The organism is Streptomyces sp. E-08 (assembly GCF_049913095.1).
Classification (GTDB): Bacteria; Actinomycetota; Actinomycetes; order Streptomycetales; family Streptomycetaceae; genus Streptomyces.
In genome coordinates this window covers 2,788,911-2,801,490 of the sequence record NZ_CP183971.1, presented here as the reverse complement: position 1 = coordinate 2,801,490, position 12,580 = coordinate 2,788,911, and the positions used below count along the sequence as shown (strand labels likewise).

Here is a 12,580-nt window from a genome sequence, read left to right as displayed (position 1 = left end):
ACCGCAGGACATCGATAGTGAGGTGGTCTCCGGTCAAGCAACCGCGATCCCCGCACTCCCGACAGCGACTTGGTCGGGTGGGCGGACGCAGAAGGCCGGCGCGGTATCAGGGCCGGCGGGTGGTGTAGAGGTTCCTTCGGGGCCCTGGTGCCGTACGGCACCAGGGCCCCTCCACGCGTTCCCGAGAGAGGTGCAGATGACAGCAGACGACTCGTACGGCCGTCTCGACGACGACGACTACCCCGCCTACACGATGGGCCGGGCCGCCGAGATGCTCGGCACCACACAGGGCTTCCTCCGCGCCATCGGCGAGGCCCGCCTGATCACCCCGCTGCGTTCGGAGGGCGGCCACCGCCGTTACTCCCGCTACCAGCTGCGCATCGCGGCCCGCGCTCGGGAACTCGTCGACCAGGGCACACCGATCGACGCCGCCTGCCGCATCATCGTCCTCGAGGACCAGCTTGAGGAAGCCCAGCGCATCAACGCCGAATACCGCCGCACCGCCCAAGCGGCCGACCCGCCGGCCGCGGCCTGAGACGGTGCGCGCCCCGCCGTACCTCGGCGGGTCCGTTCCCACTTGGAGGAGCCCTTCTGGTGACGGGGTGTGCGCATGTGTACCGCCCCCGTTAGCTTTCGTTGTTCGGAAGTTCCTTTTGCCCACGCCTTCGGCGTGGGCGTTTTGCTGTGCTGTGCCGCAGGAACCAGGGCGAACCGGGGGCGCTGGGCTCAGGGCGCACGGCTGCTTCGAGCGTTCCGAGTCGAGTGTCCCCGGAACGTGCTCATGGACTTGTCACCACCATGGAACTGGTGGAATGAGCGAGGCCCACCTCCCACGGTCGCTGCGAGGACACCGCGGTCCGTGTCCTCTTTCCCCTCGCCTCACCGCGTCCGCCTGCTCGGCGCCCTTGCTGTCCTGGCCGCCGTCTTCGTGGGCGGCTGCTCCACCGACTCTCGGCCGCGGCACTCCGAGCGGCTGCAGAAGGGCCGCCCGCCTGAAGACCCTCAACGTCGATGCGGCTACGCCGCGGTCTCAGTGATGAGCACGGCAGCGGTTGTCGGGACCTGGACGTCACTCGTGGCCGCGACGGTCACGGCGTCCCGGACGGCCCGGGCGACTTCCAGAGGATGACGGCCGGGTGCGACCGCGAGCTGGACCTGAATGTGTCGCGCGGGCGGATCGTCCTGGTGCGTCACCCTGACGGGGTGGCCGCCCAGTGGGGCGGTGAGGCGGGCGACGCCCGGCACGGCCGACGCGACGTCGGCCAGCTCTCCGATCGGCCCCCGCAAGGGTACGGTTTCGGTCGCGGGGGTCGAGCTTCGCGTGGTCGCTTCTTGGGCCGGGGGCGTCATGGCGTTCTCCGCGGCCTGCGGTCCTCCGTCTGCCTCCGTGCCCTCGTGGAGATCCGTGACGCGCAGATCGACTGTCACAGTCCTCAGGCCGAGTTCTTCGTCGGCCGCCTTGAGCAGAGTCGTCCTCAACTGTTCGGAGGCTTGAGGCACGGGCAGTGTCACGGACCCGGTGAAGGCCGCCTCGATCCTGAGCGGGCCGGGCGGGAGCGCGCCGGCAGGCGGGCGAACAGCTGGTTCGAGCACGGGCTCGAGCGGGAACGGTCCGATGCGCATGCTCTCCAGTCGAACACCGGGAACCCCGGCGGCCGTGCGCCCGAGAGCCCGGACGGCCGCCTGTTCGGTGATCCACGTGCCGTCGTCCGGCCCCCCGAGCGGCAGCAGTCGACCCAGGCCGAACCGACCACGTACTGACTGCATCAACGCCTCGGTCTTCACCTCTCCACCCTCTCCCTCGCTCGCGACGACCGGATAAAACGGTCTATAACGAATATAATTCGAACAAGGGATGCATGGCTGACTTCTCGAGGGAGGAGTGCCTGATGACTGAGCACACCGGCGCGCCCGGTTCTCGTGGCCGGACATCCATCGCCGATGTGGTGGTGGAGAAGATTGCCGGGATGGCGGCACGGGACGTGCGCGGCGTCCATGCCCTGGGCAGCGGGTTCGCGCGCTCGATGGGATCCATGCGGGAGCGGATGCCTGGCGCCGGTAGTGGCAAGTCCGTCACCCGCGGGGTCAGCGTCGAGGTCGGAGAGGTGCAGACGGCCATCGACCTGGAGCTCGTCGTCGACTACGGCGTCTCGATCACGGACGTGGCCGGGGCGGTGCGGGAGAACGTGATCTCCGCGGTGGAGCGGATGGCGGGTCGGGAAGTCGTGGAAGTCAACATCATGGTCAGTGATGTGAAGCTGCCCGACGAGGAGGACGAAGGGGAGGAGGGGCAGGAGCGGCAGCGGCTCCAGTAGCCCGACGGACTCGGCTACCAGGTGAAGGAGCGTGTGATGAGCAGATCCGTTGTGGGTTTGGCCGCCGGAATGGCGCTGGGTTTCGCCGCGTACTTCGGTGACTTCTGGGCCTTCCTGCTGGTGCTGGTGCTGGGCGTCGTCGGACTCGTGGTCGGGCGTGTGATGGAGGGCGATCTCGAACTCGGAGACTTCATACGCCGCCGGGACGATCAGGAACGTATTCGTGACGACCAGCGCCGGGCACGGAGAGACTGGCGGCAGTGACCGGGGAAGCCGAAAGGCGCCCGGCCGTGCCCCGCCGGGAGCGGGGTGCGACCTCCGTCGCCGACCGGGTCGTCGCGAAGATCGCCGCCCAGGTGGCGCGTGAGGCGCTGAGTCGTTTCTCCGGGTCGACCGGCCACGTGCCTCCTGGCCACCGCACGCCGCACGTGACGGCGATGGTGCGAGGGGCACCCGAGAGGAGCGGCTCGGAGAACGCAGGCGGTCCTGCCGGGAGCCGACCGATGTTGGGTCAGGTGCGGTTGAGCATCGCCGTGGAGCTGGGCTATCCGTCGGACATCGGGGCGCAGTGCGCGGCGGTGCGCCGAGAGGTGACCGACCGAGTCACGGCATGGGCCGGTGTGGAGGTTTCCGACCTCGTGGTGGCCGTCGAGAGGCTGCATTCGGCTCACTCGCGGCGGACAGGACGGGAGAGGGTGAGATGAGCGCGCACACGGGGCGGCTCGGCGACGGCGACCTTCCCCCGGAGCCTGCGAAGACGGCTTCCTCCGCATCGGACCAGGACACCGACGCGACACCGGCAGAGCGGGAACAGGCCGGATCGCCCCGTCGTTTCTGGTCCGTGCGGAGGGCCCCTGCGGTCATCGTGGCCCTGCTGTCCCTCGCGGCCGTCGGGCTGCTCCTGTACGACGTGGTCTCGGTGCGGGCGGGCCGGCCCGGAATGGGCTGGCGACGCCGGCTCGCGGACGAGCTGGCCACAAGGCCGCTGGACGACGTCTGGATGATCGTCGGGGCCGCGGTGTCGATGGCCCTCGGCCTGTGTCTCGTCGTGCTGGCGGTGACACCGGGACTGCGCAGACTGCTTCCCATGCGGCAGCCCACCGGCACCCGAGGAACGGGCGAGGTCCGCGCCGGTCTCGACCGCCGGGCGGTCGCCCTGATCCTGCGTGACCGGGCCGTACGGGTGTCCGGTGTCGAGTCCGCTCGGGTCGATGTCGGGCGCCGGAAGATCAAAGCCCGGGCGCGGGCGCATTTCCGCGATCTCGACGAGGTCCGCGCCGACCTTGATGCCGCGCTGGGCGAAGCCGTGGCGACCCTGGGCCTCGCCCGGCGACCCACGCTGACCGTCCACGTCCGACGCCCGAAGAAAGGCTGACGCTGATCCCGATGATCAAGACAGTGAACCGGGCGCTGCTGGGACTGCTCGGCCTCGGACTGTTCGCCCTGGGCGGCGCCGTGCTACTGGGCGGTCTGGACCTGCAGCGCCGATGGGGTTTCGACGTGCCGGGCTGGTGGCCCTTCCGCGGCCCGGCCGATGTCGTCCTGGGCGACGAGGGTCGCCTTCGATGGCGGGCGGAGGGCTGGTGGTGGCCGACCGTCATCGCGGTGCTCGCCGTGGCGCTGGTGCTGCTGCTGTGGTGGCTCTGGGTGCTCCTGCGCAAGGACCGGCTGCACCATGTCCTCGTCGACAGCCAGGACGGCACGGCGGCCCGGCTCAACGGCCGCGCCCTGGAGGACGTGATGGAGAAGGAGGCGCAAGCCTTGGACGGAGTCGCGCGGGCACGGGTGCGTCTGAGGGGTCGGCGTACCGCCCCGGTCGCGCAAGTGCGGCTGTGGCTGGAGCCTCACGCGGAACCGGAACGGATCCTGGACCGACTCGATCGGGACACGCTCACACGTGCACGGGACTCGACGGGCCTCGACCGTCTCCCGTCGGAGGTCAGCCTCCGGGAAGTCCGTCACCGCGCCCATCGGGTCGACTGAGAGTGCTGCGCCGTATCCAGGCACGGAATCCCACCCGCCGGCTCCCGGTCGCCACATCGCAGCTGATCGGCTTGCCGATCAGACAGCTTCTGTTCATGCCCGCTGGAAGCGGCAGGGAGTGACAGCCTGACAGGCCGCCTCGGCGGGTTGCGCCTACGCTGGAATCGAGGTACGTGCGAGGCCGGAGGTCACCATGATCATTCTCGGGATCATCCTGCTCGTCATCGGGTTCGTGGCCGGAATTTCCATCTTGTGGACGATCGGAATAATCCTGGTCGTCATCGGAGTCATCCTGTGGATCCTCGGGGCGGTCGGTCACGCGGTCGGCGGACGCCGTCATTACTGGTAGGCGGCTCGGCCCCGAGCCGACGCAGCCCCCTGGTCGAGTCTTCACAGGCCGTCCCGCCCCAGGGAGGCGTAGCGCCATGGTCCTCTTCCTGATTCTGCTCAGCAGCGCCATCACACTGATCGTCATCGGCGCCGTCGTGGACGGAATGCTGTACCTGGTCTCCATCGGAGTGCTGGTTCTCGTCGCCGCCGTGATGTACCTGCTGGTGCGCTCGATACTGCGCTCGCGCCGACGTAGGCCCACCGCGTTCTGACGGTGGGGGCCCGGCCCACCACGTTCCGTGGGAGTGGACCGCCGGCCCTCGCGTTGCGGTCCTCCCGAGGGCCGACGAGCGGGTGAGACGGCCCGCGTCCGCTCAGTGAGCGGCGAGAAGGATGGCGATGTAGTGGGCGGTGAAGGCTGCCACTGTCAGCGCGTGGAAGACCTCGTGGAAGCCGAACCAGCGGGGTGAGGGGTCGGGGCGCTGGAGGGCGTAGACGACCGCGCCCGCGCTGTAGAGAAGCCCGCCGGTCACGATCAGACAGACCACGGCCGCCCCGCCGCTGTGCAGGAAGTCGGGCAGGTAGCGCACAGGCGCCCACCCCAGAGCCAGGTAGCAGGGGGTGTACAGCCAGCGGGGAGCTCCGACCCACAGGACACGGAAGGCGATGCCGACCACAGCGCCCGTCCACACGATCCACAACAGGAAGGTCCACTGGTCGCGGGAGAGCAGGAGCACGGCGAGCGGGGTGCACGTTCCGGCGATGATCAGGAAGATGTTGGCGTGGTCGAGGCGGCGCAGAACGGCCTCACCGAGCGGTCCCCAGGTGCCGAGGTGGTAGACGGCACTCGTCCCGAACAGCAGCCACGCCGTCACGGAGTACACGGTGCAGGCCCGCACGGCCTGTGGCGTCCCAGCCAGGCAGATGAGGACGATGCCCGCCGCCAGCGACGCGGGGACCATGCCGGCGTGAAGCCAGCCACGTAGTTTCGGCTTGATGGGGATTACCAGATCGGCTGCCCGCTCGACCAGATCGGCCACCGGACGGGAGCCATCGGCTGCCTCGTCACGCGGTGGTTCCGAGGGAAGGCCGTCACTGCGGGATGCGGCGTCCTCTCGGGACACTGCTTCCCCTCCCGGGTCGGACTGCTGGGTGTCACGGGCAACCATGTGCACATGCTAGGAACCTGACCGCGACGGGAGCCCCAGAGGTCCCCTTCATCGCCTATCCGGTTCCGTCACCCTACGATCCCGACGGTTCGGAGGAGAGCGAAGCCGGCTACGCAGCCGTCGCCCCGCAGGTTGGTTTCGTGGAGACTTGTAGACGGACTCCGGTCCCCTGGAGTGATCCAGGCCCCTGGGTGCGGGACGGTCCGAACGTGGGTGGTGACTCCGACCCTGACCTGCGGCGCCCGCCCCGACGGAGGGTGCGCTGTTCAGGGGGTCCGGCACATGGAGGTGCCAGAAATGGAGCGCAGTCAGGGTATTCCGGCTCACCCCAAGTCGCGGGGACGGCGTGTGGCTGACAGTCGTGCGGTGGAGGTCGCGTCCAGGGTCGGGCTCTGCGCCCGGGGCGTGATCTACGTGCTGGTGGGGATTCTGGCCGTGCGAATCGGCCTCGGCAGCGACACCGGCCAGGAGGCCGACCGCTCCGGCGCGGTGGGGACCCTCGGCGAGCAGCCGTTCGGCCGGGCTCTGCTGTGGGCGCTGGTGGTGGGGCTGGCGGCGATGGCGCTGTGGCGGCTGTGCGAGGCGGCGTTCGGGCAGACGGTGGAGGGCGGGGAGAAGTGGTCTCGTCGTCTGGGTTCTTTGGGGATGGCGGCGTTCTACGCCGTGATCTGTGTCGGCGTGGTGCAGACGGCGCTGGTCGGCGGTTCCTCCGGGAGCCGTCCGAGTGACGAGACGTCGAAGGAGTACACCGCCAGGGTGCTGGACTGGCCGGGCGGTCGGGGGATCGTCGGCGTGTTCGGAGCCGTGCTGATCGTCGTGGGCGTGGTGATACTGGTGCGCAGCCTGATGCGGAAGTTCGAGAAGAATCTCCGCATGGACGAGATGCGCCCGGCGACGCGGCGGGTCGTCGCGTTCCTGGGCATCGTCGGCGGTGCGGCGTGCGGAGTGGTCGCGGCCGGGGCCGGCCTGTCCGTCCTGCTGGCCGCCGTGCGGTACGACCCCAGCGAGGCCAAGGGCCTGGACGAGACCTTGCGCTCGTTCGCCGCAACCCCCGCAGGGCCCGCCCTGCTGATCGCCGCCGCTGTGGGCCTCCTGTTGTTCGGCCTGTACTCGTTCTGCGAAGCCCGCTGGCGCAAGGCCGCCGAGCACAGGACGCCGGAGGAACAGCCGACCGGGGCTACAGGCCCGGGGCACGCCCCGGTGCGGCCTAGCAAGGGGAGCGACGAGGTCGATGATCAGCAGGCAGAACAGTCCTTCGGCGACCGCGCCGAAGATGCCCAGCACGATCGCGGCAATGACGAGGATCAGGAACAGCGTCACGGCTGAGCACCTCCGCAGGAAAGGCCGATCGCCCACCGTTCGCACCGGGTTGATAGGGCGGGCCTTTTCGGCCGCTTCTCGCCCTGGAGTCCGGCTGCGCCATCACTCGATACGTGCCGGTACAGAGCGGTGGGCCAGCTTCGATGGACACCGTGGCGCCGAACGCGTGCCGGCATCGCTTGGGCGGGGGTTTCCTCTTGGTGACGGGGTTGTCTCCCTATAGCCTGAGGGCAGACGTTGGGCCGACGACACGGCCGTGAGGCTCCGCCCCGAGTACGGGGGCGGAGCCTCTGCGCGTTGTAAAGGGAATCCGTCGGGCGAGAGTCCGTAGCGGCCTGGTGAGCAGGCTCGAAGCCCAGGCGGCACGGCGAATGGCCACGGATGGGACGGGGATTGGACAGCGATTGGACACAAGGACAGGAAAGGACTGACAAGGGCCGGAGAGGAGGAGGTCATGTCACCCCGCCTGACCAGGCAAAACGTCATTCCTGATCATCAAAAGGGCAAGGGCCGCCAAGATCCCCAAAGGACTCATAATCCGTCGGCCGTGGGTTCGAGTCCCACCCGCCCCACCGAAGAAAAACGTTCTGACCTGCGGAAGCGCCCCTGAGGAGGTGTTTCCGCAGGTATCGCGTCGCACCGGTGTGGCGAGACGGGCGGCGTCGACCTGCCTCGCCGGGATCGAACCCTCTGGACCTGCGGCTCCGGTGGGTCGTGGAGATGCGAAGTCGCGACGATCCTCCCACGGAGATCCCACGGCTCCCGCGTGTGACACGCCGCACATCGCCCCGAATGTCCGCGCCCTCGTCGAAGGCTGCTCGGTGCCCGCTCGGTACGGAACGGGCAGGGCCCCTCGTCGTGTCCGCGTGATGAGTGGACTCACCACGCCGACGACGAGGGGCCCTGCCGGCCGCCGAGGCGCTCCCGGTCAGGGAGCCGCGGCCGAGGTCAGGACTGCCGGGTGGCGAGCCGCTTGGCCGATGCGCGGCGTTGGGGCTGGAGAGGGTCCAGGAGGACGCCCGAGCCCTGGCCGGGAGTGTGGTTCCAGCCACGGATCTTCGCCGCGGTCCTGGTGAGGCGCTCGTCGCCGGGCGGCACGTCGATGGAGAACAGTGACTCGTCCGGCTTGGCGTCGTCACCACCCCAGCGCACCACGCCCTCGCAGTCGGCGAGGATGTCCCGGATCACCACCTCTTCCAGGGGGAAGAAGCCGCCGCGGGCCCCGGAGGGATAGGAGCCGGGCCGGATCTGGACGGCCGTGCCGGATGCCAGGTTGGACTCCGCCAGACCCTTGCGCACCGAACCGGGCGCGCGCCAGCCGACGACCTCTCCCGCGCGCAGGGCGTCGATCTCGTAGTGGAAGCGGGTGATCACGTGGACCAGGACGGTCTCCACGTCGGCCATGCGCATCTGGACCCCGTCGAGCGGGGTGCCGGGCACCGGCCTGGTGTAGATGTGACCGTGGTCGTCCGCGGTCCACTCCATCTCCCAGCCGTTCTTGGAGGGAGTACCCGTCAGCACGCGCTTGTTGCGCTTCTGCGCCTTGCGGATCTCGTCACGGATCTTGTCCGGATCCGGGGTGCTGCCCGCGGCGAAGGCGGGAAGGGACAGTGCCTGCGATGCGGCGACGCCGACCGCCAAGAAGGCGGCGCGTCGCAGGACGGCACGGCGATTGATGTCCACGGTCACTTCTTTGTCTCCTCGAATCGCTTCACAAGGGTGGGGCGCACGGCCACGTCAGACGTTCCGGGAGATGGAGTTGTACTTCTCCATGATCTGGTAAAGGGCCGTCCGCTGCCGGGCGTGATCGGTCGCCTCGGTGCCCTCGGCGCCCTGGTAACGGCGCAGGATCTGGTAGATCTCGCTCTCCGTGTAGTCCAGGCTGATGGGGCGCAGGGCCTTCTCCGGAATCGCGCTGCCCGGAGCACCGCCCGCGTTCCAGAGGTGGATCAGGGGGACGGTGGACATGGCGAACTGCTCGTCGAAGCGGCACTTGTTCCAGATGTTGTACTTGGCCTCGGCGTTGGTGACGTCGCGGATCTCACCCGTCTCGTAGCCGTTCCGGATGGCGTAGTTCCACGCCAGAGCGGCCGTCAGGCCGAACTGCTGGGCTATGCCGGTGGAGCTGTCCTTGAAGTAGCCGGTCGTCAGGAACGTGTCACGGACCACCTCGTCGACGGTCAGGTCGATCGGGTCGATGTGCCGCATCTCCCAGTAGGCGGTCGTCTGGATGAGGGCCTTGCGCATCTTGTACTTGTAGGCGAGGTAGGTGGTGACGGTGTCCCATTCGAGGACGACCCTCCGGAAGCACTCCTCGTGGGTGTGGGACCTGAGGCCGCCGTCGTTGGGGAAGCCGATCGACTCCATGTACTTGCCGACGTCCGTGCGCATCGCCGAGATGACGCTGGAGGAGAGGTTGGTGTCCGGCAGGGGAGTACGGGGCGCGTTGAACGAGCCCTGTCCGGTGTCGCGCCCCGAGGCGATGTTGACGTCGAGGTTGATCGCACCGTCGCCGCTGCCGATGGTGCGGGTGACGATCTGGTCGTAGGCCCAGTTCGCGGGCAGCGGATATCCGAAGTTGCCGGAGAACCCGGACGACATGTCGGAGACGAACGAGGCCGTGGCGTGACCGGCCTCGCCGACGCGCGTACAGACGTTCCGCGGTCCGTAGACGCCGATGCCGAAGCGGTTGCCGTCGTCGGCGATCGCGTCCGCGATGCCCTTGAAGTGCGGCAGGACGTTGCTGCTGACGTCCGCGTCGAGGGCGTCGAAGTCGACGGCGAAGAAGATCCGCGTCCCCGTCTTGAAACCGTGGTCCAGTGCCGCGTTGATGGCGGACTGGCCGGCGGCACGGCCCTGGGGGTAGCTGAAGTTGGAGGCGTCGCGGCCGAACGTCTGATAGATCGGGAAGCAGCGCAGCCCGTTGTCGGCGATGGTCTTCAGTTCGCCGGGCTGGATCGCCTTGTGACGCAGGGGGTCCTGGTCGTTCTCCGGCGGGACGGGGTTCGTGAGGTAGCGCCCCACGTACTTGATGCCGTTCGCCTTCAGCGTGGCCGCCCGCGCCGGGGTGATCAGCGTGATGCCGTCGCAGGCCTCGCCGTTACGGGACTGATCGCCGTACGAGACCAGCAGGGAAGCCCAGGTCGAGAAGTTGCCCGTGCCGGTGACCGGAAGCATCGCGAACGACTGGAAGGCGCTGACGGCGGAGGAGAGGCCACTGGTGAAGGTGGAGGTGAAGTCCACGGGCCGCTGGTTGAGGATCATGCCCGCCGAGAACAGCCGCACCCACGTGCCGGAGTCGCCCGTGGCGACGGGGTGGCTCCTCAGCCCGCTCTGCGTGCCGGGTCCGAAGACGCCGTTCGCCGTACCGTCGGCCATGCCCAGCTCGTACTGCACGGCGAACAGCATGGACTTGGCCACGTCCCGCGAGTGGTGGCCGTCTGCCGGAATGATGTTGAAGTCCCGGCGGTTCAGGTACGACCCGTTCAGCCATCGCTGCACGGCCCGGATGGATTCCGAGCCGCCGTTGACGGTGACGTAGGCGTCCATGTTGAGCAGGCCCTTGAAGACCTTGGGGACCAAGGAGTCGCCGGGGAAGGCGGATTCCACTCCCATGTCCCGCTTCAGGCTGGTGATGGACGCGGACACGCGGGAGTTGTACTTCCCGTCGATGTCGCCCCCGTCGTAGCCCTTGCAGTACAGGCCGGACTGGATGATCCGCGCGAAGTTCGCCGACGGCACCGTGCCGGCGTTGAGGGCCGGGTACTTCGACTGGAGGGTGTTCAGGGTCGTGGGGCCGAACGTGTCCGAGAGGGCCGTGATGCCGAGTTCGTACTGGAGGGCTCGGGTCAGCGCGAACATCACCTTCCAGCTGGTGATCCCGTTCTCGGCGAGGGGCTCGATGCCCAGCATTCCAGCGTAGGTGACGTTGATGAATTTCTGAGCTCTGAGCACCATCTCGTCGGCCATGCGGCAACTCCTGTCGATCGCGGCAGAGGCATGTCACGGCATGGCGATGCGACCTCCACGACCACAATGCCCCCCCGGCATTGGTTGGCGCCGTGCTCCGGCCCTCTGACCAGGACAGCACCGCGTTTGATCAACTTAAGTGCCGGAGTGCACACATGGCGGATCAGAGGGTGATTGGCGGGGAAGTTGGCCCGAAAAGGCCGGTCGGCGGCAGAGTCTGTCAGCAGGCCTGGCCGGGTGCGCACTCCATGGCGAACTCCCAGAAGAGCAACGCGAGGGCGCACACGACGAGGGACACCACACTCATGATCGCGAAGCGCCGACGGGCCGGTCGCCGCCGCGAGCGGAAGGCGATCAGGAGCCCGGCGGCGGGGGCGACCACCACGCCGCCGATCCCCGACCACAGCAGCACGACGGAGACGATCTCCCAGAACGGATCGCGATCGCGCGAGCCGAGGCCGACCACCGCGGAAAGGACGAAGGCGACGGGCGATGCCAGCCACCACAGGGACAACCCGGCGATGATCCGTCCGGTGGAGGTGGAGGTGGAGGTGCTGGGAGGGCTGCCGGACGGGGCGCTGTGAACGGGAGCGGAACTGTTGGACGGCATGGGGCGAACCGTACGTCCTCCTCCGTGCCGCGGGTCAAGGTGCGGCGGCCCGTGCGTCGACGACTTCGCTATGTGGCGGTTTGCCGGTGACGAGGTCGGTGCCGAAACCGACGGGAACGGAATTCCGGCCGAATCGGCGCCGTTCGTCGTTATCCGCTATCAGGCGGATCGTCGCCGGAATCCGGCGCGCGGGAATCAGTCCTGCCGGGTCCGGGTCTCTCCCGTGCACGCGGCACGGCCGAATGCGCCGATGGCGGTGGCGCGCTGGACGTGCTTGTCTCGGACGGTGAGCGTGCAGGACGCCTGTCCGCCCTTTTCGTCGAGGACGATGGTGACGGCCGGGGTCTTGTCGAGGGGCATCCGTACCGATGCGGTCCAGGGGAGCGTGACGCTTTTCTCGACCGTGGCCGTACCGGCCTCGCCGCGGGCGAGGTAGGAGATCTCCGCGGTCCCCGTCCCCGTGACGTCGTACGTCACCTCGGCGCTCGGTGCGGCGCCCCGCTGGGGCTGCTCGTCGGTACCGAGCAGGCCGTGGCCGACGAGTCCGACGAGTCCGGCGCAGGCCAGCAGGGCGACGCCGGCGATCAGCCACCCCCGCCGACCCGGGGAGCGGCCCGTGCCCTCGTGCTCGGTCTCCTCCGGCGCTGCGCTTTCCGCGGGTTCATGGGACGACATGAGAGAGCCGGCTTTCGGTCGGTGAGCAGATGAACCGGGCGTTTATACACCACGCCGCCGGTCGATTGCGAGCGACCGGAGGAATCGGGCGAACCGCATCCCCCCGGTCATTTATTTGTCCTTTATGTCTCGGGGGTTGACCGGGCCTCGCAGGAGTGGCTAGAAAGCCCGCTGCAATGCCTGTGAGCTCGTGGTTCTTACTTTCCACG

15 protein-coding genes are annotated in these 12,580 nt (G+C 68.6%); 9 read left to right on the top strand and 6 right to left on the bottom strand.

The annotated features are described in order from the left end of the window. The first annotated feature begins 196 nt into the window (after window positions 1–196). Window positions 197–535 (top strand): MerR family transcriptional regulator, encoded by a 339-nt coding sequence (locus tag ACN9MM_RS12795; RefSeq protein ID WP_361163403.1) that lies wholly within the window; start codon window positions 197–199, stop codon window positions 533–535. A gap of 482 nt (window positions 536–1,017) precedes the next feature. On the opposite strand, the gene ACN9MM_RS12790 is transcribed toward ACN9MM_RS12795, so the two are convergent. Further along, window positions 1,018–1,785, bottom strand: a complete 768-nt coding sequence (locus ACN9MM_RS12790; protein ID WP_361837086.1) for a hypothetical protein — start codon at window positions 1,783–1,785, stop codon at window positions 1,018–1,020. A 104-nt stretch (window positions 1,786–1,889) separates the two neighbouring features. On the opposite strand from ACN9MM_RS12790, the gene ACN9MM_RS12785 reads away from it, so the two are divergent. The 7 genes from ACN9MM_RS12785 (at window position 1,890) to ACN9MM_RS12755 (ending at window position 4,900) form a co-directional block, all read left to right on the top strand. After that, on the top strand, window positions 1,890–2,315 hold the full coding sequence (locus ACN9MM_RS12785) for an Asp23/Gls24 family envelope stress response protein (RefSeq protein WP_361163407.1): 426 nt from the start codon (window positions 1,890–1,892) through the stop codon (window positions 2,313–2,315). A gap of 36 nt (window positions 2,316–2,351) precedes the next feature. Continuing rightward, window positions 2,352–2,579, top strand: coding sequence for a hypothetical protein (locus tag ACN9MM_RS12780; RefSeq protein WP_361163409.1), 228 nt, complete (start codon window positions 2,352–2,354; stop codon window positions 2,577–2,579). After that, complete coding sequence (locus tag ACN9MM_RS12775; RefSeq protein WP_426363740.1) at window positions 2,576–3,019, top strand: Asp23/Gls24 family envelope stress response protein; 444 nt, start codon at window positions 2,576–2,578, stop codon at window positions 3,017–3,019. The genes ACN9MM_RS12780 and ACN9MM_RS12775 overlap by 4 nt, the downstream gene beginning before the upstream one ends. Further along, window positions 3,016–3,690, top strand: a complete 675-nt coding sequence (locus ACN9MM_RS12770; RefSeq protein ID WP_361163411.1) for a DUF6286 domain-containing protein — start codon at window positions 3,016–3,018, stop codon at window positions 3,688–3,690. The genes ACN9MM_RS12775 and ACN9MM_RS12770 overlap by 4 nt, the downstream gene beginning before the upstream one ends. An 11-nt stretch (window positions 3,691–3,701) precedes the next feature. Further along, complete coding sequence (gene amaP, locus ACN9MM_RS12765) at window positions 3,702–4,298, top strand: alkaline shock response membrane anchor protein AmaP (protein ID WP_361163413.1); 597 nt, start codon at window positions 3,702–3,704, stop codon at window positions 4,296–4,298. A gap of 193 nt (window positions 4,299–4,491) precedes the next feature. Continuing rightward, window positions 4,492–4,647 (top strand): DUF6131 family protein, encoded by a 156-nt coding sequence (locus ACN9MM_RS12760; protein ID WP_093878551.1) that lies wholly within the window; start codon window positions 4,492–4,494, stop codon window positions 4,645–4,647. Between the two features lie 76 nt (window positions 4,648–4,723). Next, window positions 4,724–4,900, top strand: coding sequence for a hypothetical protein (locus ACN9MM_RS12755; protein ID WP_361163415.1), 177 nt, complete (start codon window positions 4,724–4,726; stop codon window positions 4,898–4,900). A gap of 102 nt (window positions 4,901–5,002) precedes the next feature. Here ACN9MM_RS12755 and trhA read toward each other — a convergent pair whose 3' ends face one another. Next, on the bottom strand, window positions 5,003–5,797 hold the full coding sequence (trhA, locus tag ACN9MM_RS12750) for a PAQR family membrane homeostasis protein TrhA (protein ID WP_426363739.1): 795 nt from the start codon (window positions 5,795–5,797) through the stop codon (window positions 5,003–5,005). A gap of 366 nt (window positions 5,798–6,163) precedes the next feature. On the opposite strand from trhA, the gene ACN9MM_RS12745 reads away from it, so the two are divergent. After that, a complete protein-coding gene (locus tag ACN9MM_RS12745) occupies window positions 6,164–7,123 on the top strand; it encodes a DUF1206 domain-containing protein (protein WP_361624075.1) in 960 nt (319 codons plus the stop codon). Between the two features lie 942 nt (window positions 7,124–8,065). On the opposite strand, the gene ACN9MM_RS12740 is transcribed toward ACN9MM_RS12745, so the two are convergent. The 4 genes from ACN9MM_RS12740 to ACN9MM_RS12725 all read right to left on the bottom strand — a co-directional run bounded on the left by ACN9MM_RS12740 (window position 8,066) and on the right by ACN9MM_RS12725 (window position 12,371). Further along, window positions 8,066–8,806, bottom strand: coding sequence for a hypothetical protein (locus ACN9MM_RS12740; protein WP_426363738.1), 741 nt, complete (start codon window positions 8,804–8,806; stop codon window positions 8,066–8,068). 48 nt (window positions 8,807–8,854) lie between these two features. Beyond that, a complete protein-coding gene (locus ACN9MM_RS12735; RefSeq protein WP_426363737.1) occupies window positions 8,855–11,086 on the bottom strand; it encodes a glycoside hydrolase domain-containing protein in 2,232 nt (743 codons plus the stop codon). A 220-nt stretch (window positions 11,087–11,306) separates the two neighbouring features. Further along, window positions 11,307–11,696 carry a hypothetical protein gene (locus tag ACN9MM_RS12730; protein ID WP_426363736.1) on the bottom strand — a complete coding sequence of 130 codons (390 nt, stop codon included), beginning with the start codon at window positions 11,694–11,696 and terminating at the stop codon, window positions 11,307–11,309. Between the two features lie 195 nt (window positions 11,697–11,891). Continuing rightward, window positions 11,892–12,371 carry a hypothetical protein gene (locus ACN9MM_RS12725; protein WP_426363735.1) on the bottom strand — a complete coding sequence of 160 codons (480 nt, stop codon included), beginning with the start codon at window positions 12,369–12,371 and terminating at the stop codon, window positions 11,892–11,894. Window positions 12,372–12,580 lie beyond the last annotated feature (209 nt).